This is a genomic window from Halobacillus sp. AWM4_238 (assembly GCF_056158265.1).
Window position 1 is genome coordinate 199,406 of the sequence record NZ_JBSWSY010000002.1, and the last position, 24,724, is coordinate 224,129.

The 24,724-nt window shown below is 42.6% G+C and carries 31 protein-coding genes; 16 read left to right on the forward strand and 15 right to left on the reverse strand.

Annotation, left to right across the window (positions count from 1 at the left end):
• Positions 1-73 precede the first annotated feature (73 nt).
• A complete protein-coding gene (locus ACXACN_RS01055) occupies positions 74-1,486 on the forward strand; it encodes an alpha-amylase family glycosyl hydrolase (protein ID WP_474961613.1) in 1,413 nt (470 codons plus the stop codon).
• Positions 1,487-1,558: 72 nt separating this feature from the next.
• Here the strand turns inward: ACXACN_RS01055 and ACXACN_RS01060 are convergent, their stop codons facing one another.
• Positions 1,559-2,467, reverse strand: coding sequence for a DUF4349 domain-containing protein (locus ACXACN_RS01060; protein ID WP_474961614.1), 909 nt, complete (start codon positions 2,465-2,467; stop codon positions 1,559-1,561).
• Between the two features lie 488 nt (positions 2,468-2,955).
• Positions 2,956-3,816, reverse strand: coding sequence for a DegV family protein (locus ACXACN_RS01065; protein ID WP_474961616.1), 861 nt, complete (start codon positions 3,814-3,816; stop codon positions 2,956-2,958).
• A 180-nt stretch (positions 3,817-3,996) separates the two neighbouring features.
• Between ACXACN_RS01065 and ACXACN_RS01070 the strand changes: the two genes are divergently transcribed.
• Complete coding sequence (locus tag ACXACN_RS01070; RefSeq protein ID WP_474961617.1) at positions 3,997-4,845, forward strand: YitT family protein; 849 nt, start codon at positions 3,997-3,999, stop codon at positions 4,843-4,845.
• Between the two features lie 62 nt (positions 4,846-4,907).
• Positions 4,908-5,813, forward strand: a complete 906-nt coding sequence (locus tag ACXACN_RS01075; protein WP_474961618.1) for a BsuPI-related putative proteinase inhibitor — start codon at positions 4,908-4,910, stop codon at positions 5,811-5,813.
• Between the two features lie 27 nt (positions 5,814-5,840).
• On the opposite strand, the gene ACXACN_RS01080 is transcribed toward ACXACN_RS01075, so the two are convergent.
• On the reverse strand, positions 5,841-6,104 hold the full coding sequence (locus ACXACN_RS01080; RefSeq protein ID WP_160911972.1) for a NifU N-terminal domain-containing protein: 264 nt from the start codon (positions 6,102-6,104) through the stop codon (positions 5,841-5,843).
• 132 nt (positions 6,105-6,236) lie between these two features.
• Between ACXACN_RS01080 and ACXACN_RS01085 the strand changes: the two genes are divergently transcribed.
• Positions 6,237-7,064, forward strand: coding sequence for a DUF2785 domain-containing protein (locus tag ACXACN_RS01085; protein ID WP_474961620.1), 828 nt, complete (start codon positions 6,237-6,239; stop codon positions 7,062-7,064).
• Between the two features lie 17 nt (positions 7,065-7,081).
• Positions 7,082-7,507: a hypothetical protein gene (locus ACXACN_RS01090; protein ID WP_474961621.1), complete on the forward strand. Its 426-nt coding sequence runs from the start codon at positions 7,082-7,084 to the stop codon at positions 7,505-7,507.
• Positions 7,508-7,538: 31 nt separating this feature from the next.
• On the opposite strand, the gene ACXACN_RS01095 is transcribed toward ACXACN_RS01090, so the two are convergent.
• The 5 genes from ACXACN_RS01095 to phnD form a co-directional block, all read right to left on the reverse strand.
• Positions 7,539-8,084 carry a DUF6944 family repetitive protein gene (locus tag ACXACN_RS01095; RefSeq protein ID WP_474961622.1) on the reverse strand — a complete coding sequence of 182 codons (546 nt, stop codon included), beginning with the start codon at positions 8,082-8,084 and terminating at the stop codon, positions 7,539-7,541.
• Positions 8,085-8,319: 235 nt separating this feature from the next.
• Positions 8,320-9,147 (reverse strand): phosphonate ABC transporter, permease protein PhnE, encoded by an 828-nt coding sequence (gene phnE, locus ACXACN_RS01100; protein ID WP_474961624.1) that lies wholly within the window; start codon positions 9,145-9,147, stop codon positions 8,320-8,322.
• The gene (gene phnE / locus ACXACN_RS01105; protein ID WP_474961625.1) at positions 9,144-9,971 is read right to left on the reverse strand and encodes a phosphonate ABC transporter, permease protein PhnE; all 828 of its coding nucleotides are present in this window, start codon (positions 9,969-9,971) and stop codon (positions 9,144-9,146) included. The genes phnE (ACXACN_RS01100) and phnE (ACXACN_RS01105) overlap by 4 nt, the downstream gene beginning before the upstream one ends.
• The gene (phnC, locus tag ACXACN_RS01110) at positions 9,940-10,743 is read right to left on the reverse strand and encodes a phosphonate ABC transporter ATP-binding protein (RefSeq protein ID WP_474961626.1); all 804 of its coding nucleotides are present in this window, start codon (positions 10,741-10,743) and stop codon (positions 9,940-9,942) included. Before phnC ends, phnE (ACXACN_RS01105) begins: the two co-directional genes overlap by 32 nt.
• 125 nt (positions 10,744-10,868) lie before the next feature.
• Positions 10,869-11,828 (reverse strand): phosphate/phosphite/phosphonate ABC transporter substrate-binding protein, encoded by a 960-nt coding sequence (phnD, locus tag ACXACN_RS01115; RefSeq protein ID WP_474961627.1) that lies wholly within the window; start codon positions 11,826-11,828, stop codon positions 10,869-10,871.
• Positions 11,829-12,001: 173 nt separating this feature from the next.
• Between phnD and ACXACN_RS01120 the strand changes: the two genes are divergently transcribed.
• Positions 12,002-12,823: an HAD family hydrolase gene (locus ACXACN_RS01120; RefSeq protein ID WP_474961629.1), complete on the forward strand. Its 822-nt coding sequence runs from the start codon at positions 12,002-12,004 to the stop codon at positions 12,821-12,823.
• A 763-nt stretch (positions 12,824-13,586) separates the two neighbouring features.
• On the opposite strand, the gene ACXACN_RS01125 is transcribed toward ACXACN_RS01120, so the two are convergent.
• The 3 genes from ACXACN_RS01125 to ACXACN_RS01135 all read right to left on the reverse strand — a co-directional run bounded on the left by ACXACN_RS01125 (position 13,587) and on the right by ACXACN_RS01135 (position 14,858).
• Positions 13,587-13,796, reverse strand: coding sequence for a DUF3813 domain-containing protein (locus tag ACXACN_RS01125; RefSeq protein ID WP_474961630.1), 210 nt, complete (start codon positions 13,794-13,796; stop codon positions 13,587-13,589).
• A 2-nt stretch (positions 13,797-13,798) separates the two neighbouring features.
• Complete coding sequence (locus ACXACN_RS01130; RefSeq protein WP_220583813.1) at positions 13,799-13,945, reverse strand: hypothetical protein; 147 nt, start codon at positions 13,943-13,945, stop codon at positions 13,799-13,801.
• A 94-nt stretch (positions 13,946-14,039) separates the two neighbouring features.
• On the reverse strand, positions 14,040-14,858 hold the full coding sequence (locus ACXACN_RS01135) for a Cof-type HAD-IIB family hydrolase (protein WP_474961631.1): 819 nt from the start codon (positions 14,856-14,858) through the stop codon (positions 14,040-14,042).
• Positions 14,859-15,040: 182 nt separating this feature from the next.
• Here ACXACN_RS01135 and ACXACN_RS01140 point away from each other — a divergent pair, with 182 nt between their 5' ends.
• The 5 genes from ACXACN_RS01140 to moaD all read left to right on the forward strand — a co-directional run bounded on the left by ACXACN_RS01140 (position 15,041) and on the right by moaD (position 17,575).
• Positions 15,041-15,805, forward strand: a complete 765-nt coding sequence (locus ACXACN_RS01140) for an alpha/beta fold hydrolase (protein WP_474961633.1) — start codon at positions 15,041-15,043, stop codon at positions 15,803-15,805.
• A gap of 104 nt (positions 15,806-15,909) precedes the next feature.
• Complete coding sequence (locus ACXACN_RS01145; RefSeq protein WP_089654274.1) at positions 15,910-16,194, forward strand: metal-sulfur cluster assembly factor; 285 nt, start codon at positions 15,910-15,912, stop codon at positions 16,192-16,194.
• A 174-nt stretch (positions 16,195-16,368) separates the two neighbouring features.
• On the forward strand, positions 16,369-16,887 hold the full coding sequence (gene mobB / locus ACXACN_RS01150) for a molybdopterin-guanine dinucleotide biosynthesis protein B (protein ID WP_474961634.1): 519 nt from the start codon (positions 16,369-16,371) through the stop codon (positions 16,885-16,887).
• Positions 16,884-17,345 carry a molybdenum cofactor biosynthesis protein MoaE gene (locus ACXACN_RS01155; RefSeq protein WP_474961636.1) on the forward strand — a complete coding sequence of 154 codons (462 nt, stop codon included), beginning with the start codon at positions 16,884-16,886 and terminating at the stop codon, positions 17,343-17,345. Before mobB ends, ACXACN_RS01155 begins: the two co-directional genes overlap by 4 nt.
• A complete protein-coding gene (gene moaD, locus ACXACN_RS01160) occupies positions 17,342-17,575 on the forward strand; it encodes a molybdopterin converting factor subunit 1 (RefSeq protein WP_474961637.1) in 234 nt (77 codons plus the stop codon). The genes ACXACN_RS01155 and moaD overlap by 4 nt, the downstream gene beginning before the upstream one ends.
• A 67-nt stretch (positions 17,576-17,642) precedes the next feature.
• On the opposite strand, the gene ACXACN_RS01165 is transcribed toward moaD, so the two are convergent.
• Complete coding sequence (locus ACXACN_RS01165; RefSeq protein WP_474961639.1) at positions 17,643-18,461, reverse strand: undecaprenyl-diphosphate phosphatase; 819 nt, start codon at positions 18,459-18,461, stop codon at positions 17,643-17,645.
• A 190-nt stretch (positions 18,462-18,651) separates the two neighbouring features.
• Positions 18,652-18,831 (reverse strand): DUF2929 family protein, encoded by a 180-nt coding sequence (locus ACXACN_RS01170; protein ID WP_474961640.1) that lies wholly within the window; start codon positions 18,829-18,831, stop codon positions 18,652-18,654.
• A 132-nt stretch (positions 18,832-18,963) separates the two neighbouring features.
• Here ACXACN_RS01170 and ACXACN_RS01175 point away from each other — a divergent pair, with 132 nt between their 5' ends.
• Together ACXACN_RS01175 and ACXACN_RS01180 are read left to right on the forward strand one after the other, a co-directional pair.
• A complete protein-coding gene (locus ACXACN_RS01175; RefSeq protein WP_474961641.1) occupies positions 18,964-19,485 on the forward strand; it encodes a hypothetical protein in 522 nt (173 codons plus the stop codon).
• An 87-nt stretch (positions 19,486-19,572) separates the two neighbouring features.
• Complete coding sequence (locus ACXACN_RS01180) at positions 19,573-20,517, forward strand: BMP family ABC transporter substrate-binding protein (RefSeq protein WP_474961643.1); 945 nt, start codon at positions 19,573-19,575, stop codon at positions 20,515-20,517.
• Positions 20,518-20,701: 184 nt separating this feature from the next.
• On the opposite strand, the gene ACXACN_RS01185 is transcribed toward ACXACN_RS01180, so the two are convergent.
• Positions 20,702-20,878: a hypothetical protein gene (locus tag ACXACN_RS01185; RefSeq protein WP_474961644.1), complete on the reverse strand. Its 177-nt coding sequence runs from the start codon at positions 20,876-20,878 to the stop codon at positions 20,702-20,704.
• Positions 20,879-21,068: 190 nt separating this feature from the next.
• On the opposite strand from ACXACN_RS01185, the gene ACXACN_RS01190 reads away from it, so the two are divergent.
• On the forward strand, positions 21,069-22,007 hold the full coding sequence (locus ACXACN_RS01190) for a beta-ketoacyl-ACP synthase III (protein WP_474961645.1): 939 nt from the start codon (positions 21,069-21,071) through the stop codon (positions 22,005-22,007).
• Between the two features lie 18 nt (positions 22,008-22,025).
• Positions 22,026-23,267, forward strand: coding sequence for a beta-ketoacyl-ACP synthase II (gene fabF / locus ACXACN_RS01195; protein ID WP_474966777.1), 1,242 nt, complete (start codon positions 22,026-22,028; stop codon positions 23,265-23,267).
• Between the two features lie 41 nt (positions 23,268-23,308).
• On the opposite strand, the gene ACXACN_RS01200 is transcribed toward fabF, so the two are convergent.
• On the reverse strand, positions 23,309-24,307 hold the full coding sequence (locus ACXACN_RS01200) for an LCP family protein (protein ID WP_474961646.1): 999 nt from the start codon (positions 24,305-24,307) through the stop codon (positions 23,309-23,311).
• 182 nt (positions 24,308-24,489) lie between these two features.
• Here ACXACN_RS01200 and ACXACN_RS01205 point away from each other — a divergent pair, with 182 nt between their 5' ends.
• The gene (locus tag ACXACN_RS01205) at positions 24,490-24,690 is read left to right on the forward strand and encodes a YuzI family membrane protein (protein ID WP_474961648.1); all 201 of its coding nucleotides are present in this window, start codon (positions 24,490-24,492) and stop codon (positions 24,688-24,690) included.
• Positions 24,691-24,724: the final 34 nt, after the last annotated feature.

Below are 24,724 nucleotides of genomic sequence, written 5' to 3' on the forward strand. Positions count from 1 at the left end.
GGGAGATTGACGGAGGAAGGTTAGAAGGGCTACTCTAGAATGAGGCAGGATATCGGTAAGGGGGACACAGAGGATGAAAAGAATAATTATGTTATTGGCATGCCTCCTGTTTTTGACAGGGTTACCTATGGTGGTAGAAGCTGAACAAAACGGAGAGAGGCAATGGCAGGATGAAAGCGTTTATTATATTGTTGTCGATCGATTTATGAACGGAGATATGAACAAAAATGAGAGTGTAAATCTGGAGGATCCAAAAGCATATCATGGTGGTGACTTATCAGGGATTGTCGATCAATTGGATTACATAAAAGAATTGGGTTTTACCACGATCCAACTGTCACCGATCATGCAAAATGATGAAGGTAGCTTCCACGGTTTCCATGTTTCGGACTTTCGTAACGTTGAAGAACACTTCGGGACAATGGAAGAAGCGAGAACCGTTGTGGAAGAAGCCCATGCTCGTGATTTGAAGGTGATTTTTGATCTTCCAATCGGGTTTGTATCTGACAACCATCCGTGGTTGAAGGATAATACTAGGTCCGAGTGGTTGACTGGTGAAGAGATAACGAGCGAGCATCCTTGGTTCAATCAATTGCCTCAAGTTCATGTGAATAATGAAAGTGTTGGCACTTACTTCAAAGAGACAATGGATTTTTGGAAAGAAAAAACTGGGGTGGATGGCTTCAGAATCATTACGAATGGGGCGGATTTAAGTGGATCGACATTACAAAATGATCCGCTAATCGTGCACACTTCCTCTATAAAAGAAGATCACACGTTCACTAGAGTAACGAGGAATGCTTTTAGTCAATCAGGAAACTCATTGAACGATCTTTTAACAGAAGAGAATCTTACACAGCCGCTCCAGCTGGATTTTTATGATGTGCCCCGTTTCACACACGAAGCTGTCATAGAAGGACAAAACCCTATCACAAGGTGGCAGCTTGCTCTAACGTATATGTTTACGGCTCCAGGCGTTCCAGTCGTGTATTACGGAACAGAAACACCTATTGATGATGGAGGAGATCCTCAAAACCTGCCGATGATGAACTTCAAGGCCGGGGATGAAAAGTTGAAAAAACGGATAGAAAAATTGAATTCGATGAGGAAACAATTCCCGGCTCTAACCAGAGGGGATTATCATGAAATGTATAATGAGGACGGGCTTGCTGTTTTCAAACGCACGGTTGATGGAAACGAAATGATTGTTGCTATCAATAATGCCGAAGAGACTCGCACAATGAACCTTGTTGGCATGGAGGATGATCACCAATTAAGAGGCCTTTTACACGATGGTCTTGTTCGCCAGCAAAGCGATGGCTCGTACCGTCTTGGAATGGAACGTGAAACGGCGGATGTCTTCATTGTTGAACCCAATAGCGGATACAACTGGTTGTTCATCGGATTTGTTGGTGGAGTCCTCTCTTTGTTTGTCATAGCGGTTACAGCAATCAGCTTAAAAAATCGTAGAGCAGATAAAGGATAAACAAAAAACAGGCCAAGTCTGGCCTGTTTTTTCTATTGAGACTAATCCATCTCATTAACTACACTTAGATAACTACTGATCATTATCCTTGTTCTTTGTTTTCTTTCGGCGCCAGTACCATAGGGCGATAATAATGAGCACGGGAACAAGTACGGGTGAATAACCTACGGCCGCTACGAACAACCAGGAAGCAACATTTGCTATCCCATTGATGCTGTTAAAGAAGGCTTGCTTTGTTCGTTCCCATGTGTTCAAGTCTTGTTGATCGACTCCGCCGACCACGACTTTGGTTTCAGTAAAGGAGATGGTTATGGTGGAAAAGTCACTTTGATTTTCTAGATAGTTCATTTCCCCTTTTAGGGATTCGATGTCCGATTGCACTCGTTCAAGGTCCTGAGATATTTTCACTAAGTCTTCCGTGGCGCTTGCCTCCTCTAAAAAACTGAGAAGCCTTGCTTCAATTTCTTCCTTTGCCTTTAACCTGGATTCAAGGTCCACGTAATTTTTCGTCACGTCTCTACTGTTGATATTTCTGGATTTAATTTGGTCAGATATGGTCTCGAAACCACTTAATAAACCTTCAAAATTCGATTGAGGGACGCGAATTCGAATATGTCCTTGTCTGTTTCCGCGTTCACTCCTTTGAACATTCGTTTCCACCATGTAAGCCCCGTGCTCATTCATTTGTTTTTGTAGGTTTTTTTGAAACTTGTCAAAATCTTTCGTTTCAAGATCGATATGGGCTTCATAGATCATCATTCTTTCTTCCTGGACGTTCTCCGCTTGCTCCGTTTCATTTTCAACTGCTTCAGGTGCATCCGTTATTCCGTTTTTTAAGGCTTCCTCTGTGTTCGCCGAGTCATTGGTACTGTCTAAACTGCCTTCACTTGTGGATTCTCCGCTGCTGTCTTCTCCGCTACATGCGGCAAGCAACATGATGAAGGTAAACATAAGTAAGAGTGTTTTTCTTTTTCTGTACATAAAAAGACCCCCTTAATTAGACATAGTAAGGTGAGTGGAGGGGGGCAATGAACATCCACCCTCCCTGCGCCTTTAGGTCCATCCGACTTCAGTGTCCAGACACTCGAGACATAAGTCATTCCACTCTGTGGCAAAAACCGCCACGGCGTGGTCTGACTTATGCTTGTCGTGTCTACCCGGACACTTCCGCACTTAATGGATATCCAGCTCCGGGAGGTAGACCTTCGCGACATAAGCAATCCATCTGCGTGAAGGAAATGAACTTCACTCCGATGTCTTGCTTATGCGAGTCAGGTCTCCCAACCTCCCTGCGCCTTTAGATCCATCCGGCTTCAGTGTCCAGACACTCGAGACATAAGTCATTCCACTCTGTGGCAAAAACCGCCACGACGTGGTCTGACTTATGCTTGTCGTGTCTACCCGGACACTTCCGCACTTAATTTATTAGTCGTAATTAAGGGAGTAGGGTTACATTTATTTGGGAATGTTTATTTATAAGTGTCATTTAGGAAGAATAGGGCGATGGTTCCTGGGCCTGCGTGGGCTCCAATCGTTGCTCCCACATAATCAATGTGGATTTCTTTCGTTCCATAGGTTTCTTTTATCATTTCTGCCAGTTGTTCTGCTCGTTCCAGGTCGTCACCATGGCTGATGGCCATTCGTTGGTTTTGCAGGTCAGCTCCACGCTCATCCATAACTTCGAGCATGCGCTTCAGAACTTTTTTTGAGCCGCGAATTTTCTCAAGTGGAATCAGTTTTCCTTCCTCCATATGCAAGAGAGGCTTGATCTTCAGCAACCCTCCTACAAATGCGGCCGTTCGACTTACACGGCCACCGCGCTGAAGGTATTCCAAGTCATCGACCGTGAAGATGTGTTCCATATGATTGGCATGGTATTGGCCAAGTTCAAGCACTTCTTTATAAGAACCGCCATCCTTTGCGATTTCTGCAGCTCTTAGAACAACAAGTCCATAACCGAGGGAAGCGGCTTTCGTATCTATGACATCAAATTGGGCGTTTTCATATTCTTCTTTAACTTCTTGTTCGATCATTTTTGCAGTTTGGTATGTACCTGAAAGTTCGGAAGAGAAAGCGAAATAAATGAAAGGTTGGCCTTTTTCAGCTAACGTCGTGAACGTTTCTCGAAAAGCATGAGGGGAAACTTGAGCCGTTTTAGGTGCTTCTCCATTCCGCATCCGTTCGTAAACTTCTTTTGGAGTGATGTCAATTCCGTCTTCATATTCTTCTTCATTAATGATGACTTTTAATGGAAGGGAGTGGACGGACAGTTGCTGGAACGTTTCTTGGTTCAAATCACTTGCAGAATCACACAATACTTGTACATGCATAATCGTCACCTTCTATTTTTAGGATGTACTTTTAGTTTAGGCACAAACCGTAAGATAGTCAAAATATACTGTTTGCAAACTATTCGACAAAACTTTACATGGTTCTACCAAAATTATCTTGATTTTACTCTACACCGGTGATAAAAATGAATAGATGAATTTAGGCAAGGAGGTCGGCTTGTGTTTACAGTTGAAATTAAACGGATCTTGATTGTTCTGTTCGGTGCCGTTTTAAATGCGGTTTCACTGAATTTATTCTTAATCGAAGCCAATGTTTATGCGAGTGGGTTTACAGGGGTTGCCCAGTTGCTCACAAGTATTTTGAACGATTTTGCTGGTATACCAGTCAGTACAGGTATTCTACTATTCTTACTTAACATTCCGGTAGCCATTCTTGGGTGGCTGAAGGTAGGAAGAGGTTTTACCGTCTATAGTGCCATATCAGTCGCTTTTACCACACTATTTCTTGAATTGATTCCTGTCCAACAGTTGTCAGAAGATATTATCTTGAATGCTGTGTTTGGTGGAGTCATCGGCGGAATGGGCGTTGGGATTACTTTGAAATGGGGGGCTTCCACGGGCGGTCTCGATATCGTTGCGATGGTTCTGTCCAGGATGAAAGATCGGCCGATTGGTATTTATTTTCTTATACTTAACAGTGCCATTATCGCTATTGCGGGTTTATTGTATAAGCCGGAAAATGCGCTCTACACATTACTGACGTTGTATGTGACGACGAGGGTCATTGATGCTGTCCATACACGCCACGAGAAACTGACAGCGATGATCATCACGTCGAAGGCAGCGGATTTGGAAAAAGCCATCCATGGTCACATGGTACGTGGAATTACAACCTTACCGGCAAGGGGTGCATTCACGCAGCAGGACAAAAATATGCTCGTCATGGTCATCACACGATATGAGCTTTATGACCTGCAGCATATTATTCAGGAAGTGGATCCTCAAGCGTTCACGAATATCGTTCAAACGACCGGTATTTTCGGGTTCTTTAGAAAAGATGACCAATAGTGTAACCTTTTTCATGAAAAAACGACTCATGTAATAAATAGAAAAAATAGAGGAGTGGCGTGATGAAAAAGTTTTTAGTCATCTTATTAGGGACCATGATGCTTTTCTTGGCAGCATGTGGAAATGAACCTGAGAATGAAGCGAGTGGAGAAGAAAAGGTGGATCAGATGACAGAAGAACCATCTGAACAGGAACCGGAGGTCGATATGGAAGGACTTATTGAACAAATAGCCATGGATGCCACGGTGGATGCGACAACAGATACTGCAACCTTTAACTTTTCTTTAGAAAATGTAGGAGAAGAGCCGGTCACGCTTGGCTTTACTTCCAGTCAGAAATATGAAGTACAGGTGAAGGATGAAGCAGGAGAGAGCGTGTACACTTTCTCTGCTGATAAAATGTTCACACAGGAACTGACGACAGAAGAGTTGGAGCAAGGGGATGTCTTTGATGCGAAAGAAACCTGGACTGGGATTGAGAAACCTGGAAACTATGAAGTAACGATGACGTTTCTTGTGAATACAATCAATGACCAGCCTCTGGAAGCAAACCCGTTCCAAGTGACTCAAAGCTTTACAGTTGAAGAGAAGGAAGAGGAGACAAAGGAGGAAAGTTCAGGTCAGGAAACAGCAACGTCTCACCATGATGGAGATGGCCAGGCTTTCCGAGATATTACGGTCACTGGAGAAAAAGGTTCATACGTCGTGAAAGGTGAAGCACGTGTCTTTGAAGGCAGCTTTATGTACAGTGTCGAAGACGGACATCACGTGCAAGTGGAACCAACCCCAGTTCAGGTCGATGAAGGGGCGCCGTCATGGTCAACTTTTGATATTAACGTTGATATTCCTGAAGATAAACTACCTGACTTTGGGACCCTGACCCTCACGTTGTTTGAAGAAAGTGCCAAAGATGGAAGTCCAACGAACGTCAACTACATTCCATTAGAAAACTTCCAATCACAGCAATAAAAAAATCCGCCGTATTGGCGGATTTTTTTAATAGCCGTATTCTTCTAATGTACTCATCACTTTAGGAGTCAACTCGTCCCATTCTGCTTGAGGAAGCTTATTAACTGTGATGAAGTTTTGGAAACCGAAAACGTTATCGACGCCGTCAAGTTCCATCAAGTCATTCATGATTTTGTGCTCACTTGTTTGGCCAGGCATGACAGACACGCTGCCGTCCCCTTGAAAAATCATAGACTCCGTCGTGAATTTGCGTGCATTCGGGTTCGGTGTTTCTTGTACTTGAATTGCCATAATAGTATCCTCCTCTGTTACGTCTCTTTTTATTTTATCAAAAAATAATAACCTTCAAAACTCTGAACCTCATGATACATGATTTACCAATAACTGTGGTACAATGAGAGCAATGTTTAGGAGGTGTATGCGATGGAATCAAGATTGATCGAAGTGTTGCAGCCGATTAAAGACAATGATTACACGCTACCTGAAGGTCAAAACTTACAAGAGCTCACCACTATGATGCTACAAAAAATAGGATCTGTCCATCCTGTATTGAGAGATGATTTGATCCATTCCATATTTACGACCTTTATTGAACGAGGTCACTATACAAATGAACAGTTGAAAAACATTCTGCAATCCGTGTTAAACAAGAATTATTTATTCTACCGCATCGGAACTTCAAAAAAAGAAGAGGATGCTGTGTTTAAACGTAGTTTCTCTGTATTGTTGATTCCTCCCATTATGGAAAAACACAGACATGCTCCATTTTTGAAAGAGGAAGAAGTCCATCGTGTGTGGGATCACTTGAAAAAATACATGCAGCAGGAAAAAGATCACCGGGGATATGTAAAAGATAAAGGTTGGGCGCATGCGATGGCGCATGCAGCAGACGCTATTTACAGTGTAGCTTCCTGTGATGAAATTACAAAAGAAGAAATTCTGGAAATGCTGCCTGTTATCAGAGAGCAATTCCTTATTGACCATCCTTATCTTTTTGATGAAGAGGAGCGGATGGTAACAGCGGTTATGAAAATGTTCGGTAAAATCAGCCATGCAGAGCGGGTCGAATGGTTGGAAACATTGCTTTATATCCGTGACAGCTGGCAGGATCCGAATGAAGATATCATCATCAATAACAGTAAGCATTTCATGAGAGCTCTTTATTTCCGTATGCTCGAAGGGGATTATCGAGAGCTCCGACAGGTTTTAGAGATGTTGTTAAGGGAACTTAGGAAACAGGAAGCCTACTAAAATCTTGGAGGATGTTTATGTTTCGATGGGGAATCTTTATAGGGACAACATCAGGAATTGTACTTGGTTTATATATGTGGTTTGTAGAGAAAATAACGGGGAAGAAAGTGTACACATTGCTTATGAATGTAGACTTTATCCCCGTCATTGGAGATATTGACTGGCCTGTCTTAATGGAGTGGTTTTTCCATATGATCATATCCTGGATCATTGGGATTCTTTATAGTTATGCTTTTATGCGAAAGTTGAGAGAAACCAACCGCAACCGATGGTGGCTTGCCATCATCCTTACAGCCTTTGCTGCTACCACCTACGTACCTCTTACCATTTTAGCCATTAAAGAGACCCCTGCTTTGACAGATGGGACGTCTATTTTGTTTTGGCTGATCGGTCACGCCCTTTACGCATTCACATTGAAAAAGTCTTATTATCGATTTGAGTAGAAGGTCGGGGTTTCTCCCGGCCTTTATGTATTTATGCTTTACTCCGTTCCTGTTTAGTGATGCTAAGGGCTACAATAATGGCTCCGATGGCTTGTACCCAGCTTCCAAGAGCAGAAAAATGACCAGCATCGATCCCATCCAACTCCTGTCCTGCTGCGATAGCTTGAATAGAATTCCCAACGACTTCTAATAATTCCCCATTCAATTTGTACACGTTCGTCAAAGAAGGATCCGATTCGTATGTTTCAGAAAATCCAATAAGTCCGCCTAATGCTTGTAACAAATTTCCTTTTATAATTAGGTTGAGGTCTTCTCTCTTATCTATGTCAGCTAATATGCTGTAAATGATGGTTGAGTTTCCTGATGCCTGTATGATATTACCTGAAGCAGAGAAGATGGACGCTGCATCGTTCGCAACAACTCCATTGCCAGTTGCCTGCAGTGTATTCCCGATAAGGTTTAGACCTTCATCATCGTTACCTGTATTGGCATTAATTGAAGCATTTACAGCTGAAGCAACGGTCCCTGCTGCAACAATCCAGGAACCTATTAGAGATTGGTTGTTCTTTTCGCCCATGGTCATTCCTCCTCTCTTTATGGTACTCGAGAAAGCTCGAAAGGTGATAAGGATTAGAAATAAGAGAGGTTCCATTTTGAGCCACTCTTTGAATGGCTGATTTGGGGAAGTCGTCGAGAAAAGGTCGAAAACCACTGATAAAAGAGGATTCTCACGGATAGAAGCCGGAGGGTCATTGATATAAATAAGCTTTTCTTTCAAAAAAACTACCCTCCATTCAAGGAAGGTAGCGGATTTAAACGATTCTTTTTCTAATAAAGGCACTGAAATAGTCAATGATGGTAACAATGATTATGATGGATAGTACAATCAAACCGACTTCGCCCCAATTACGATTGGCGGCCGAAATGACAATTAAAGTTCCAATTCCTCCTGCACCAATCACTCCTAAAATGGTGGACGCACGAACATCAATTTCAAACCGGTAGATCGCATAGCTTAGAAATTCCGGCACGACTTGAGGAAGGATGCCTTTAAAAAGGGTTTGGATTTTGTTGGCGCCATTAGCCTCCATGGCTTCGACGATACTCATATCAATGGTTTCGATGGTTTCACCGTAAAGCTTCCCGAGCATTCCTGTAGACCCGATTGCAATGGCCAAAACACCTGCAAAAGCTGATGGACCGATGGACGCTACGAAGATAAGGGCCAATAGGATTTCGGGAAAAGTTCGTGTTGCATTTAGCCAAAGTTTGAAAAAGGCGTGGACCACCTTTCCTATCCAAGTATGTCCCATCATGTTCTTAGCTGTTAGAAAACCAAGAGGGACAGCAAGGATGGTGGCCATAAGACAGCCTGCAAAAGCAATAGCTAATGTTTCTAGTATCAGGATCAAGATTCGACCGAACTGATCGTAGTTCAGTTGAAATAGTTGAGGGATAACCGTTTGAGTCCGTTCAATGGTGCGCTCGCTGAATACTCTGTCCAAATTCATTTGATCATGGACTCCCCACACTGACCAGGCAAGCAGACTGAAAAACAGGAGTGCTCCTAAGATAGGGAAAACTCTTTGTGTCCATGTTTTTTCCTGCTTCGGCGGAAGAGTTAGGTCTGTTTTACTCATAGAAAGGCCTCCCTTAAACGATTACTTAAAAAGTCGATGATGAGGACAACAATGAAAACAATCATGACCACAGCCATGGCAGCTGGGTAATTTAGAAAATTGATTTGTTGTTGAATGAGGAGTCCGATCCCGCCAGCTCCTACGAACCCTAGAATAATGGAGGCCCTCACATTAATTTCAAAAACATATAATGAAAAAGAAGCAAATTGAGGCAGGATTTGTGGAATCACAGCATACCAGATCACTTGGAGACGGTTGCCACCGCTAGCTTCCACTGCTTCTAATTGGTGAGCATCAATTCCTTCTATGGTTTCGCTCATTAATTTTGCCAGGATCCCTAACGAAAAAATGAACAAAGCAAGGATGCCTGAAAATATGCCAATTCCGAACAAACCCACAAATAAAACAGCAAGAATCAGTTCAGGAATGGTTCTTAAAATATTGAGGAACGTTTTTACACTATTATAAAGCCAGCGATTTTTAACGATATTTTGAGCTGAAAGCAGACACAAAGGGATACAGAGGAGCGATGCCAAAGTTGTTGCTAAGACGGCCATCTGAATGGTTTCCACAAGTTTTGGCCATACCACAGGAGCATAGGCTAGCTGAGGCGGCCACATCTGACTAATCATTCTTCCTACATTGGAGAAGAAATCCCCGTTGAATCGAAACAGAGAAGAGTTGGTATGTATGGAACTCCATAAATATAGAACAAGGACAATGAGGCCTATGATCAAATTTGTCCACTTTTTTCTTTGAGAAACTAATCCAGGAACGGCAGTGTTGTTTAATTCAGGAGAGGATAGCTTCTTTTGACTCATCATGATTCACCCCGCCTCCGCGTAAGTCATCATCTTTGATCTTTCTACCATAGATATCTTCGAATGTTCTTTCACTAACTTCAGATGCAGGGCCGTCGAAAACCACTTCCCCAGAACGCATACCAATGATTCGATCCGCATATTCCATGGCCATATCAATGAAGTGCAAATTAACAAGTGTTGTAATGCCATCCTCTCGGTTGATTTGTTTCAAATAGGTCATTACCTGATGGGATGTTGGTGGATCGAGGCTAGCAACCGGTTCATCCGCTAAGATGACCTGCGGTTGTTGAGTAAGGACACGAGCGATGGAAACACGTTGCTGCTGCCCTCCACTAAGTTGGTCTGCACGCGTATGTACTTTCTCTTCAATAGATACACGTTTCATATTTTCAAAAGCAAGAGCTCTGTCTTCTTTTGAGTAGGCATTGAGCAAAGTACGTAGGGTTGATGTATGCCCAAGTCTCCCGGATATCACGTTTTTCATAACCGTATGCCTTTTGACGAGGTTATGGTGTTGAAAGATCATCCCGACTTTTGTGCGTAGGCGGCGAAGATTACGGGAGTGGTGGGTGAGGATGTTTTCTCCATCCATATACAAACCGCCACTTGTTGGTTCCACCAGACGATTCATGCTCCGGATCAGCGTGGATTTTCCAGCTCCAGACAGACCGACGATGACTACAAATTCTCCAGGGTTGATCGTCAGGTTTACATTTTTCAATCCTTCTGTACCATCAGGATATACAAGGGATAAATCTCTACATTCAATCATGGATATTCACTCCTTAAGCAATAGAAAAAGGGAGAAAATGAATTCTCCCTTTCTTTTTTCTTATATGATTATTAGGGGATAATCATTTGTTATTCATGAAATATCTTGCTTTTCATTCGATAATCTTACATGTCATCTACATTGATGGAATCTTTGAACTTATCATAAGTGTCGCGTACGATTTCATAGTCTTCACTCTCAGCTTTTACAATCGCGTCCCAGCTGTAAACTTCGTTCATTACTTTGATCATTTCTTCATCATCATTGAAAGAAAGGAAAGTTTCCTGGATATCCTTTTTCAACTCATCGCTCAGTGAAGGAATGACGGAAATGGTATCGTTTGGAATCCACTCGGTATAACCTAAGATTTTGGTATCTTCCATAACATTTGGATATTCTTCTTCAAGGTTACCGCGAGCATCTTCGAATGTAGTAGCCACATCTGCGTTACCGTCAAGGAGTGCAACGATGGCGTTATCGTGACCACCTGCTGAAATGGTTTGAGAGAAGAATTCCTGTTGTACATCTTTCACATCGAATTTCTCCATGATTTCGTTCGCTGGGAAAAGGAATCCTGAAGTTGATGTAACATCAGGAACTGCCCATACTTTCCCTTCCAAGTCTGCAAGGGACTCAATTCCTGAATCTTTTTTCACTACATATTGTGCACGATATTGATCACTGCCATATCTTTCAGATTTCATTTGGACTTCAATGTCATATTTCTCTTCAGCAAGAACATAAGCGAATGCTGGAAGAAAACCGATATGTATTTGACCACTACCCATACCTTCGATGACAGCGGAATAGTTGTTCATCACTTTTCCTTCTACAGGAATACCGATTTCTTCTGATAACTTGTCAGCAAGAGGTTGAACCGTGTCTGCGATTTTGTCAGAGTCCTGGGAAGGTACGAAACCCATGACCAATTTCTCTGGTGTATCTTTAGTCTCTTCTTTCGATTCTTCTGTTGTTTCGTCACTTTTTTCGCCACTTGTCTCTGCAGCGTCTCCTTCTTCAGATCCACAAGCTGCTAAAATAAAAAGCATGCTCATAAGAAAAAGAACAGATAGGAATTTCTTCATACGTTCTCGACCCCTTTTCAATGAATAGTATTTTTGTAGGACATGTTCATTATTAAAAATCTTTGAATGGAAAACAATACGATTAACCAGACCATTACAATTGTTAACAATATTCGCAAACTTGATTTACATGGATTTACAATAATGACAAGTAAGTGAAAGGGGCGAGGCACGTGATTGAAAAAGCGGAGTGTTTAATTTTTGACCTTGATGGAACATTATATGAGGATGTCGAACATTTTCAATATTATGCGGACCTGTTAAGAGAACGGGTGGGTCATGATTATAAACAAAATTTTGATGAAGAATATAAGGCTATATTAAATGGGAAACATGTACTATCCATCGGGAAAGTTTATGATCTGGACCGCGATACCATAGTGTCTGTAAATCCATTCACGAATCTTGTGGAAAAAGTCACCTCATGGAATGGGGACTTATGGGGAAGAGAAGAGGTGAAAAAGGAGTACCCAGATCCGCTACAATACGATTTTGAAAAGCTCATAGCTATCGGGGATGGATGGTGGTTACCTTTTGCTGTTGCTATGCACTATGGAGTTACAAGGGACGAAGCCCATACATGCTATGTGAAGACGAAGGATTTCATGGCAACAGAGGAGTTTCTCATGAGTAAAACAAGAGGGTTGAAGACAGCACTTGAAAGTTGGAAAGAGGAGAAGCTTCTTGTTCTCCTAACGAACAGTGAGGATTATGATGTAGAGAATATATTGAATAGAATCGAACTATTGGATTTATTCCATGATCATATTCCTGCAGCATCCAAACCCCAAAAAACAGAAGAACACTTCCAGTCTATATTGGATCGTTACAATTTAGCCCCTGAAGGTGTGGTCTCGATAGGTGATAATTTTCTAAATGAAATCGCTCCTGCGTTGAATATGGGGATGAAAGCTGTTTATGTTCAGCCGACGGATGTAGAGTTTGAGGATCCAAATCTTCAAGTAGTCAAAAGTCTAGAAGAAATTTGTCCATAAATACACCGAAGCGCCCGATTGAGCACTCAATCGGGCGCTTCGATGTATTTAGAAAATCATTAGGGGGTACTCATTATATACCCGAAAAGACCAGTTTATAACTTCCAAAACCACACTCGAATGAAAACACTTCATATTACTTATAGTTTTTCAACAAAATGGCAGGTTTCTATAAGACTTGATTTAGAGACTTTTGTGCTGTGGATCGGGGGTGCGGGGAATAGCTCGCTTTCCGCGGGAGCGCGGTGAGCCTCCTCGGACTGCGTCCTGTGGGGTCTCACCCTGCGCTTTTTTCCCGCAGGAGTCTCGCCATTCCCCTCCGCCCCTTTGCCATGGAAGATTCTCGAAATCACTTCTGGAACAATCAGCTTGAATGACTGAGGAAAGTGAATTATATAACCTCTCCACAGCAGGCATTAAGAATTTATTAGCCTGATACAGAACGCTTTATGCCTGCCTTAGGAGGGGGGAATGGGAGACACTTCCTCTAGGTATAGGGGTTCGTTTCTCCTTACTATGAAAGGGGTGGTTGGGAAGCTGCGAGACTCCCGCGGGAATGGATTGGCTGGCGAGACCCCACAGGACGAAGTCCGAGGAGGCTTGCCGTCATCCCCGCAGGAAAGCGAGTTGCTTCCCAACCACCCCTAACACCTAACACGGCAAACGAAGCCCGGGAACATCTCGAAACTGAGTCTTCCGCTAAAGGGAGCTGTAATTGAAAAAGGATCAGGCCGTTTGGTGACGGCCTGATCCTCTACGATGTTTATCGTAAGTTGTTGTGGTGAGCTTCCACTTCTTGTTCAAACTGCTGTAGCTGTTGTTTCTCCTCTTGAGAACATTGGCTATAGGCAGACTGAATGGCTTGTTTCGCGGCTTCCATATCATGTTGGCTAGTCGCGTCGTGTTTGCCCCCACGCTTTTGAGTGAAACGGTTTACCGCTTCGCGCGCGTTTTGAAAAAGGTTTTTCTCCATGGTTAAAACCCTCCTACCGTATGCTGGTCGGATTCAATTTCTTTACGATTCGCTTCTGAAAGCCTTTTGGGCTCCATCTCGCTCTCGTCGAATTTTCGAACCTCTGTCCAGCGATCCTGTTTACGATTGGTTTTCTTTTGCTGCTCCATGACAAGACCCTCCTGTCATAAAAAAGCCTGAACGCTTTCACGTTCAAGCTTAGTATGGCAGGAGGGCCGTTTTTTACCCGAGGAAAAATGTACCTTAGATCGCCCGCTTGTTTATTTTTAAATAGTCATCAAGGAATGCGCCGATTCCATCTTCTTCATTCGTATGGGTGACGTGGTTGGCAAGGTCCTTCAATTCATTGATGGCATTTCCCATCGCTACGCCCACACCGGCATAATCAATCATCTCAAAATCATTGTCTTCGTCTCCAAAGGCAATGATCCTTTCGTTCGGGATGTGGAAGTATCGGGCAATCTTATCTAAACCGACGGCTTTGTTCATGCCAGCACGTACGATTTCAATAACATGCCACGGCGCGCCCCATTTACGATGGTCAATAAGCGATGCGTGATCGTCCAGTTCATCCCGGAGCCTCTGGATCTTTTCTTCTTCAGGATGGATGAGGATGGATGTCGGGTCTTCCTTCAAGTTCGATTGAAGGCGGCCGACAGTGATGGGATCGTTTTTCGTTTGGAAAATACTCATGATTTCTTCATCGTATTGATCCAAATACACTTTATCTTTTACTTCTGCCAGAATGTTTTTGACACCCAGTTCCTGACAGGTGTGAATGATTTTATGAGCTGTACGGATACCTAAAGGAGAGTGAATGGCATCCCAACGATGGTCTTTCGGGTGGTGAATCAATGCCCCATTGAAATTGACCATGGGTGTTTCCAGGCCGAGCTCATGATAATAATCGATACTTGCCCTGTGAGGTCTGCCTGTGGCTATAACTACGATGTGACCTTGCTTCATAGCTTTAAGGACAGTGTCTTTTGTTTTTTCACTGATGACTTTATCATCAGTTAATAATGTTCCATCTAAATCTAGAGCAATCAAATGTTGTTCCATAATCTTCACCTCATTTGTATGTATAGTTTAGCGGGAAGGAAGGTGGATTGTAAAGAATTTCCCATGTGTTAACCTAACACTTTCCAATTAAAGATGGCAGTGTTACGATACATATTATATAAACCATTTATAAACTCACCTTAAATGAAACGTAAAGTTTTTGCAGAAAGGAAATAGGAACAATGATTGGGATTTACCGTAATACTTACAAAAATGTACCTGTTTTAACTGTAGTAGATTCAACGAAACAAGACCAGCCCTTACCCGTGTTCATCTACTTTCATGGGTTTACTTCCGCAAAAGAGCATAATTTACCTCAAGCTTTCCTGCTTGCTCAAAAGGGATATCGCGTCATCCTTCCTGATAGTGCTTATCATGGAGAACGAGATGAGGAACTGCAGAAACAGGAACTCAACTTCAAGTTTTGGGACATCGTGTATCAAAATCTGAAAGAGCTTCAAGATATAAAAGACGAACTCGATCGACAGGACTTAATCAAAGATCGTCGCGTCGGTGTCGGCGGAACATCTATGGGTGGAATTACAACAAGTGCTGCTTTGACGATGTATCCTTGGATTCAAGCATCTACTGTTATGATGGGTTCACCCAAACCGGTAGAGTTTGCTAAAAAGCTCATACAAGACGCAGAAAAAACCGGCATGTCGCTACCTCTAAATGAAGAGGATCTTGATGAGCTTTACAGGTCTCTTGAAGGTATAGACCTTTCTAAGCAAATGGATAAGCTTTATGGTCGTCCGCTGTTTTTCTGGCACGGCGATGCGGATCCGGTTGTTCCATTCGAACATTCCTATGATTTTTATAACGATGCCATCGAGCAATATAAAAACCCTGAAAATATTCGTTTTCTGCGAGAGGTCGGCCGGGACCATAAAGTCAGTCGATTTGCCGTTCTCGAAATGATTAATTGGTTGGAGTTAGTATTGTAACCAGAGGGAATATTTTATTCTCTTTGGAATTTTGTTTATAATAGAGTTTGAAGAAATGTGAAGGGGGAACTAATGTGAGTACAACTGCACTTGAAGAAAATGCAATGGGTGCCCTTGAGAATGTCATTGACCCTGAGCTCGGCATTGATATCGTCAACTTAGGTTTAGTCTATGGCGTCGATATAGATGACAATGGCGATACAACGGTAACGATGACATTGACGGCGATGGGTTGCCCGCTTGCGGGTCATATCGAACAGGATGTCAAACGATCCCTTGCTGACTTGCCTGAATTGAATGAAATAAAAGTCAACATCGTTTGGAATCCACCATGGACTAAAGATCGTATGAGCCGTTATGCGAAGATAGCTCTTGGAATTCCAGATTAATTTATGGAAGCTATGCCCCTGCCGTGTGAACGACGGTAGGGGTTTTTACATAACAAAAGGAGATTGATCCGGCGAAGAGCGTTGTCTTTTCTGTTCCGTTCGCGGTCCAGTACACATCATCCAAGCCCCATTGTTATTGAACGTGTGCGAATGATTACCAAGGAGGGAAGACGAATGACCGAAACGCCGGTTTTTCAGATTGTCGGGTATAAAAATAGTGGAAAAACATCATTGCTTTCAGATTTGATCGCCTACGGAACGGACCGTGGAGAAAAGGTGGCTGCGATTAAGCACCACGGTCATGAGGAACCTCTGAAAGTTATGCACCTTGATACAGATAGTTATCGCCTGCATGAATCGGGAGCTTTTTTGACAGGAGTGGATAGTCCTAGAAGATTTCAGCTTGAATTGTCTCATGAAGATGGCTTTCCGCTCACGCAACTTGTGAACATATACCGGAATTTTTCTCCAGATTTAATTGCTGTGGAAGGATACAAGCAGGAGCACTTTCCTAAGGCTGTGATCATCAAAAGGGAAGGAGATCTGCCGTTGCTTGACCAGCTTACGAATATTGTATTGGTTATTTGCTGGGAGGAGCATATGATTGATCGAATATCTTTCCCTGCCATATCACTTAGAGAGTGGAGAAAGCGCTTACCTGAAGTCTACCGTTTAGCGAAGGAGGGGGCATGATGAACCAACGGTGTTGGATTACGACAGAACCTCTTGAGATTGAAGAAGTTACAAAGCGGGTAATCAGAAGAGGGGCAGGTGCTGTAAATACGTTCATCGGCACAGTGAGAGAATTCACCAAAGGTAAACGGACGCTATATTTACAGTATGAGACATATAAAGAGATGGCAGAAAAGAAATTGGAACAAATCGCCGTAGAAATCGATCAGCGATGGCCGGAAGCAGAAGTAGTCATTGTTCACCGTATTGGACGTCTTGAAATTTCAGATATTGCTGTAATCATCGCTGTCTCCACTCCACACCGGAACGACTCGTATGAAGCAAGTCGTTATGCAATCGAAAGAATTAAGGAGATTGTCCCCATTTGGAAGAAAGAGCATTGGGAGGATGGGGAAGCGTGGCTTGGAGACCAAAGGGAGGTTCGACCAGGAATTCCAAGGAAGGAGGAAATCAATTGAATACACTCTTATTTTTTGCAGGTTTGAAGGAAGCGATAGGAACGGATGAAGTAAAACTAGCAGCAGCAGGGATGACTCTGGGGGAAGTGAAAGAAAAAGTCCGTAGTGAATATTCCCTCGACCAATTGAACAGCTGTATGATGGCTGTTAATGAAGAATTTGCTCCTGAGAATACAACAATTGCAGAGGGAGACACGATTGCATTTATTCCTCCAGTCAGTGGTGGATAATTTAATTCGGTATTTCCTTTACAAAAAAGCCAGTACAACCATTAATGGTTGTACTGGCTTTTTACATTTATAAGAATAGAACGACCAGTCCGCCGACGATAAAACAATAAAACGCGAAGTATTTCAAATTCCCGCGAGCCATAATTCCCATGAACCATCTTAAGGAGTAATAGGAAGCTACAACAGATCCTGCAAAGGCCATAATATAAGCAAACCATGCGTTTTCTTCACTTGCATGGTAAATGACTTCTTCTACCGATAGAAGCATGGTACCAAGGCTAACAGGAATAAAAAGTAAAAAGGAAAAACGAAGAGCTGTTTCTTGTTTCATCCCTAAAAACATGGCGGCAACAATGGTTGCACCAGAACGGCTAATTCCTGGAATGAGAGCGACTGCTTGTCCAATTCCAACGATTAAGGCATCTTTCCACGTTAATTGACCATCACCTTTACGTCCTCTCAGGTTACGAATCAGCCAAAGGGCGATACCTGTAATGATCAGAGTTATGCCTACCGTTTGAACGGTAGATAAGCTTTCGATAGCATCTCCTAAAAGAACGCCCAACACCCCGGCGGGTATGGTTCCTATTATGAGATAGATAATAAAATCAAAATCATCTTTCTGGCGTTGATTGCGTTGGCTGCGATTAAATAAGTATCCAAAACCATTCTGAATGAGTCGAAGGAGGTCTTCCCGATAGATGATTAGAACCGCTACAAGCGAACCAAAGTTCACAAGCACCTCAAACGTCAGTCCTTCAAGTTTAATCCCTAATAATTCCTGTGCAATGACCAAGTGACCACTGGATGAAATCGGTATCGGTTCAGTAAACCCTTGAAATATCCCCAAAAATAAGTATTTTAGAATCAACCATAGTTGTTCCATATTATGTATTCCTCCTGCCTGTATTCCTTTTTATAACTATATTTTATGTTTGTGTTGATAGAACAATTGTGACAGTGTTCACGCACCCTACGATTATAAAGGAACCTCGTCCTTGTGACTAGAGGAGGATTTCATCATTTTCCAAATAAAAAACGTTGCCTCCCGAAGGATAGCAACGCTTGAGTGTGGCTTATGCTTCTTCTTCTTTGATAATTCCTTCCCCAAGAACAACTGCAGCTAGAGTGAAAAGAATTGTCATAATGATGACTTGAGAGATAGCGAAGCTGCTCCCAGCCATATTGCTGACCACATAAGCGGACATGAAGCTCAATAGTAAAGCCCAAATGATTGTCCAAATCATCCGCATCATTATTCACCTCATTTTTTACACAATCTATTCTTATCTTATCAGAGAGTACAGAAAAAGGAAATATGAAATCGCTTCATGAATAATGTTTCCATTGAATAATATGTAGGAAGACAAGGAAGAGGAGGATAGCCTATGATGGTGACCGTTAACCCTTGCTTTCATTGGATAGGGTATCATTTGACCTCATGTCTTCTTCAAGAAGGTATTGAAGTCATTGGTATAGACCCCATTGTGGATTCGAAGAGCGATCTCTTATATATGTATGTCGGGAGGAACAGCAATTTTCAGCATTTTTTTCAAAGGAAGGATAAAGAGAACCACATCCAGCAATCCGAAGATGAATGGGAAGTGGACTTGGTTGATGACGGAATCCTGGTCAGTCAGGTGGATAAGGAAAAGAAATGGATTAAACTCCCGCTGCTTTATGGGGAATGGATGGATATCCGGGGGACAGGAGTGCAAGAGAAAGGTGAGCTTGTTCAATGGATCATTGAGCACCGAGCCGTCTATATAGGAGATTTTATGGAGGCATTTCTAGGGAGTTTACTTGATCCACAACCGTTTAGCTTTGAACCACGTGAACAAAAGGAGACGATCATCCAGGAAAGAGTGGATGCTTTGTGGAGGTGTGAACAGCTGCTTCGCAAAAAGTAGAGCTTTCCATGTTGGTCATTTACTTTTGTTATAAAAAAAATGTAGAATAGGGAGAGGATATAAGTAGGTACTTAGGAGTGCTTGAATGTGAAATTACAGTCCATCATGATCCTCTTTCTTTTATTTTTCCTTGTCTCATGTCAAGGTCTTCCGGAGTATAAAGAAGATATAAAGGTCGGAATGCTTGTAGAAACGACCATCCATGACAAAGCATGGGGGCAGCAGGGATACAAAGGGTTGCAGGCAATCCAAGAGGAATATGGAGTAGATATTTACTTTAAAGAAGGTATACGCACATATAAACATACAGCCAAGGCTATTGATGAGTTTGCAGCAAAAGGTATTGACATCATCTTCGGTCATAGTAGCTTATACGGCAATCATTTCAGAGAGTTACATGAGGTTTATCCTGAGATGAATTTCGTTTATTTCAACGGACAATTCTCTGCAGATAATGTGACGAGTCTCAATTTTGATGCGCAGGCCATGGGGTTTTTTGCAGGCATGGTAGCAGGAGAAATGACCAAAACGGACCGCGTGGGGATCATTGGAGTTTTTGAATGGCAGCCAGAAGTGGAAGGGTTCTATGAAGGTGTCATATATCAAAACCCGGAGGCTGAGGTGGACATTTCACTTACCAACAGCTGGGAAAATACTGAGATGGCCCTCATGTATTATAAATCGATGAGAGATGAGGGTGTGGATGTATTTTATCCAGCAGGGGATGTTTTTAATGTCGCGGTCATTGAACAGGCACAAAACGATGGGAATTATGCGATCGGTTATGTACAGGATCAATCTTCAGTCGCTGAAAATACGGTGCTTACGAGTACCGTTCAAAAGGTAGATGAAGTATACAAACTAGCAATGGAGCGTTATATGAATGATGACTTACCTGGAGAAATGCTGACGTTCGATTTTCAGGAAGGTGCCATTGAAATGGGTGACTACAGCCCGAGTATTTCAGAAGAATTCCGTACCAAAATGGAAGAAGTCGTGAAAGATTATAAAGAAACAGGAGAGCTCCCATAAAAGACCTCTGAAGCAGACAAACAGCTTCAGAGGTCTTTTATGCATTCATATCAGAAAATCGTTCATCCTAAAAATGCCCCCCATTTTTCATGGCTGAACCTCTAATAATAAGTCTTCAGAGTGTTACTATACAATCGAATATCACGATTTTCTAGTTATCCCCATCCATATAATGAAGAAGATTCTATTTTTTAAACTTATCAATCATGGGTTTGATCATCGGTGAAACGGACTTCCATGTCTTCGTAGCTTCCTGGAAAATGTCATTAAGTTTCGGTTGCGATCCTTTCTCCTCTTCGTTTTCTTCTTGCTGACTGAATCCCCAAAAATTATCAAATGGGGAAGACTTTCTTTTGCCCATTACAAGCACACCCCCTCTGATACAATTTATGAAGGTTCCCTATATATTTTGTAGGCAGCTGCAACAAAGTTAAAAAGAAGTACAAGTTGAGGGGGCATTTGCAATACTTGCAGATTCCACCCAGATGAATTAAAATTAGTACCAAGTCATAAGAATTGATATTAGATATTACCTTTAAGGGGATGAATATATGAACGCAGGATTCTTAGGCGTTGGACACTATGCGCCGGAAAAAGTGCTGACGAATAAAGATTTAGAGAAAATAGTGGATACGAGTGACGAATGGATTCGCACTCGTACGGGGATTGAAGAAAGAAGAATCGCTTCAGACGAAATGGATACTTCTGATTTAGCTTTCCGTGCAGCAGAAGAAGCTTTAAAAGATGCGGATATGAAAGCAGAAGATCTGGATATGATTCTCGTCGCTACCGTAACGCCAGATACGCCTTTTCCATCGGTTGCAGCGATGCTTCAACATCGATTGGGCGCGAATAAAGTGGCTGCAATGGATGTAAGTGCAGCTTGTGCCGGGTTCATGTATGGAGTCATCACAGCCAAACAGTTCATTGAAACGAATGCGTATAAGAATGTTCTTGTCGTAGGAGTTGAGAAACTTTCTAAAATCACTGACTGGACAGATCGTAATACTTGTGTCCTTTTTGGTGATGGAGCAGGTGCTGCAGTCATCGGCCCCGTTGGTGAGGATAAGGGAATCCTCTCCTTTGAATTAGGTTCGGATGGGCAAGGTGGCCCACATTTGTATCAGACTCCGGAAGACACGTTGTTCATGAATGGTCGTGAAGTGTTCAAATTCGCCGTGAGACAAATGCCGGAATCTTCGGTTAATGTGGTTAAAAAAATCGGCTTGAGTGAACAGGATGTTGATTATTTAGTGCCACACCAGGCGAACATAAGAATCATGGAAGCAGCCAGACAACGCTTAGGAATTCCTGAAGAAAAAATGTCTACGCAGGTGAGGCGTTATGGAAATACTTCTTCAGCGTCTATTCCGATTGCTTTGTCAGAGGACGTGAAGGCAGGTAAAATTAAAGATAATGATTTAGTCGTTCTTGTCGGATTCGGTGGCGGACTCACTTGGGGAGCCGTTGCACTTCGATGGGGGAAGTAATCAAGGAGGTATGGAATGATGGATAAACATCGTGTAGTTATTACTGGAATGGGAGCAGTTACTCCTGTTGGAAATACAGTAGAAGAAATGTGGGAAAGTATTAAAAATGGTGTCTCCGGAGTCGGGGAGATCACGAAAGTCAATAAGGAAGACTATCCGGTCCACGTGGCAGCAGAAGTAAAAGATTTTGATCCTTCTGATTATGTGGATCGTAAAGATGCGCGTCGCATGGACCCATTTGTCCAATACGCTATGGTCGCTTCTCATATGGCTGTAGAGGATGCAAACCTTGAAATCACAGACGATATTGCTCATCGAACAGGTGTATGGATAGGCTCTGGAATTGGTGGTATGGGAACATATGAGTCTCAATTTGAGACGTTCCAGAAAAAAGGCTACCGCCGTGTCAGCCCGTTTTTCATTCCTATGATGATTCCAGACATGGCGGCTGGTCAGGTTTCCATTGCTCTCGGTGCTAAGGGAATCAACTCCTGTACTGTTACCGCTTGTTCTTCTGGTGCAAATTCAATTGGTGATGCTTTCAAAGTCATTCAACGCGGAGATGCCGATATTATGATTGCCGGCGGTACAGAAGCCCCGATGAATAAAATGTCATTCGCAGGGTTTGCTTCTGCACGTGCCCTATCCCTGAATGAAGATCCACAAACAGCGAGCCGTCCATTTGATAAAAACCGCGATGGTTTCGTCATGGGTGAAGGAGCAGGTATTCTCATTATGGAAACGCTGGAATCCGCGAAAAAACGTGGAGCGAAAATCTATGGTGAGTTGAAAGGATATGGTTCTACAGGAGATGCTTACCATATCACTTCTCCAGCCCCTGAAGGAGATGGTGCGGCGCGAGCGATGCAACAAGCGATTGATGATGCAGGGTTGAAGCCGGAAGATATCGATTACTTGAACGCTCACGGAACATCGACAGAGCTGAATGATAAATTTGAAACACACGCAGCCAAGACGGTTTTCCAGGACCATGCGCATAAATTTGCGATTTCATCAACGAAATCCATGACAGGTCACCTTCTAGGTGCTGCCGGTGCGGTTGAAGCAGTTATTTCTCTGAAAGCTATCAATGAAGGAATTCTGCCTCCAACAATCAATTATGAAACACCTGATCCGGAATGTGATCTTGATTATGTTCCGAATGAGGCGCGTAAACAAGACGTCACTACCGTAATGAGTAACTCACTCGGGTTCGGTGGTCATAACGCTAGTCTTATTTTCCAAAAGTACGAAGAGTAAAAAAAAGCCCGGTGTCTGGGACTCCAGACCACCGGGCTTTCTTATTCTTGCTCGAAAAATTGCTGCAATGTTTGTCTCGTAGTTTCCTCATCATGGTTAAGCACAAGGCCGATCGGATAAGGCTTTCGTTCATCCCATACGTTCTCTGTTGTAGGGATGCTGATCATGTCGATGGATTCAACAGGATGAAGCAAAAGATCTTTTCCAGTCTGGATCATCTTACTTCCGCCAATGTTTGTATCGATATAGGGCTGAATGTTCCCAATCAAACGTGGAGCTTTAAGAACTCCTTGAAAAGAGAGGAGTTCATCCTTCATTAATTGAATCACCTTTTGTTGCCTCTCTACTCTAGCAAAATCCCCTCTGGCATCACTTCGATATCTTACATAACCAAGAAGCTCTTTCCCGTCTAAGGTTTGTGCCCCTTTTTGCAACTGGATATCTGTCGTGCCATCTCCAGAGCGATATTGCATGTTCTTCTCTATATTTACTTGCATCCCATCTGGTGATAAAGTATCTACGATTCGCGTAAATCCTTGAAAGTCAACGATGGAGTAATATTCTGTTTCTATACCTAAATTCAACACAATAGTTTCACGAAGAAGCTCTGGTCCACCTAAAGCGAAGGCAGCATTGAGCTTATTGTAGCCGTGTCCGGGGATATCAACGTAAAGATCTCTCATTAAAGAAGCAACTTTCGCTTTTTTCGATGTGGGATCATATTCTGCAATCATGATCGTGTCGGTCCTTGATACCTCTTTCCCTCGCTGGTCAACCCCTAATAGCAGGACGGTCATCTTTCCGTCCCCGTTATCTCTTCCCTTGAAATCTTCTTTATACACACTTTCCACTGTTTCTACCTTTTGAGTGATACTCTCAGCGGCAGAAGCCTGTTGGTTCAGGGCTTGATGTTTGCCAGCTAAGTATTCGTACCCGGAGTAACCAAACAATAGGATAAAGATAAGAGCGTACATTCCAATAAATAGCTTGCGTTTTCGCCTTTTCCTGTTGCGTTTCCGCAAGGACCTTGACTGCGACAACGTCATCATCCTTTCAAACTTATCTCACTTGATATTGCTTCCTTATTACATTCTGTATGTTATTAAATGTACCTGTTCTTTCCAGGGAAGTAAAGACTAGGATTTAAAGGCAATTCACCGCATGACACGGCATTTGCTTTCATAAGATAGCAGTAGGAGGACGAGCAGGAGGAGATGATGTTATGTGGTACTGGATGCTGCTTTTGACAGGTTTCGGTTTTGCTGTCGCAGGAGGAACGGTAACAATCACGTATTTGAATCTCGTTCCTGCCGGGTTGAGTTGGATCGAATTTTTTATCCTGATTCGCACTCGGGTTGAGTGCTATCTTTTTCCTATCGGTTTGATTTTGATCACAACAGCCTTATTTTTAATGGAAGATTAATTTTCTAAAAAATGGATTGAAAGAATAAAAAAGC

Bases quoted from the DNA above. Each gene is read 5' to 3' on its own strand.
- phnE (WP_474961625.1), bottom strand. From the start codon at position 9,971: ATGATGAGTCAAAAGAAGCTATCCTCTCCTGAATTAAACAACACTGCC.
- ACXACN_RS01175 (WP_474961641.1), top strand. From the start codon at position 18,964: ATGATGGTGACCGTTAACCCTTGCTTTCATTGGATAGGGTATCATTTG.
- ACXACN_RS01185 (WP_474961644.1), bottom strand. From the start codon at position 20,878: ATGGGCAAAAGAAAGTCTTCCCCATTTGATAATTTTTGGGGATTCAGT.
- ACXACN_RS01135 (WP_474961631.1), bottom strand. From the start codon at position 14,858: ATGGAACAACATTTGATTGCTCTAGATTTAGATGGAACATTATTAACT.
- ACXACN_RS01080 (WP_160911972.1), bottom strand. From the start codon at position 6,104: ATGGCAATTCAAGTACAAGAAACACCGAACCCGAATGCACGCAAATTC.
- ACXACN_RS01130 (WP_220583813.1), bottom strand. From the start codon at position 13,945: ATGGAGCAGCAAAAGAAAACCAATCGTAAACAGGATCGCTGGACAGAG.
- ACXACN_RS01060 (WP_474961614.1), bottom strand. From the start codon at position 2,467: ATGTACAGAAAAAGAAAAACACTCTTACTTATGTTTACCTTCATCATG.
- phnE (WP_474961624.1), bottom strand. From the start codon at position 9,147: ATGAGTAAAACAGACCTAACTCTTCCGCCGAAGCAGGAAAAAACATGG.
- ACXACN_RS01095 (WP_474961622.1), bottom strand. From the start codon at position 8,084: ATGGGCGAAAAGAACAACCAATCTCTAATAGGTTCCTGGATTGTTGCA.
- ACXACN_RS01140 (WP_474961633.1), top strand. From the start codon at position 15,041: ATGATTGGGATTTACCGTAATACTTACAAAAATGTACCTGTTTTAACT.
- ACXACN_RS01155 (WP_474961636.1), top strand. From the start codon at position 16,884: ATGATGAACCAACGGTGTTGGATTACGACAGAACCTCTTGAGATTGAA.
- ACXACN_RS01165 (WP_474961639.1), bottom strand. From the start codon at position 18,461: ATGGAACAACTATGGTTGATTCTAAAATACTTATTTTTGGGGATATTT.
- mobB (WP_474961634.1), top strand. From the start codon at position 16,369: ATGACCGAAACGCCGGTTTTTCAGATTGTCGGGTATAAAAATAGTGGA.
- fabF (WP_474966777.1), top strand. From the start codon at position 22,026: ATGGATAAACATCGTGTAGTTATTACTGGAATGGGAGCAGTTACTCCT.
- ACXACN_RS01205 (WP_474961648.1), top strand. From the start codon at position 24,490: ATGTGGTACTGGATGCTGCTTTTGACAGGTTTCGGTTTTGCTGTCGCA.
- phnD (WP_474961627.1), bottom strand. From the start codon at position 11,828: ATGAAGAAATTCCTATCTGTTCTTTTTCTTATGAGCATGCTTTTTATT.
- ACXACN_RS01190 (WP_474961645.1), top strand. From the start codon at position 21,069: ATGAACGCAGGATTCTTAGGCGTTGGACACTATGCGCCGGAAAAAGTG.
- ACXACN_RS01055 (WP_474961613.1), top strand. From the start codon at position 74: ATGAAAAGAATAATTATGTTATTGGCATGCCTCCTGTTTTTGACAGGG.
- ACXACN_RS01085 (WP_474961620.1), top strand. From the start codon at position 6,237: ATGGAATCAAGATTGATCGAAGTGTTGCAGCCGATTAAAGACAATGAT.
- ACXACN_RS01125 (WP_474961630.1), bottom strand. From the start codon at position 13,796: ATGGAGAAAAACCTTTTTCAAAACGCGCGCGAAGCGGTAAACCGTTTC.
- ACXACN_RS01170 (WP_474961640.1), bottom strand. From the start codon at position 18,831: ATGATGCGGATGATTTGGACAATCATTTGGGCTTTACTATTGAGCTTC.
- ACXACN_RS01090 (WP_474961621.1), top strand. From the start codon at position 7,082: ATGTTTCGATGGGGAATCTTTATAGGGACAACATCAGGAATTGTACTT.
- ACXACN_RS01065 (WP_474961616.1), bottom strand. From the start codon at position 3,816: ATGCATGTACAAGTATTGTGTGATTCTGCAAGTGATTTGAACCAAGAA.
- phnC (WP_474961626.1), bottom strand. From the start codon at position 10,743: ATGATTGAATGTAGAGATTTATCCCTTGTATATCCTGATGGTACAGAA.
- ACXACN_RS01145 (WP_089654274.1), top strand. From the start codon at position 15,910: ATGGGTGCCCTTGAGAATGTCATTGACCCTGAGCTCGGCATTGATATC.
- ACXACN_RS01075 (WP_474961618.1), top strand. From the start codon at position 4,908: ATGAAAAAGTTTTTAGTCATCTTATTAGGGACCATGATGCTTTTCTTG.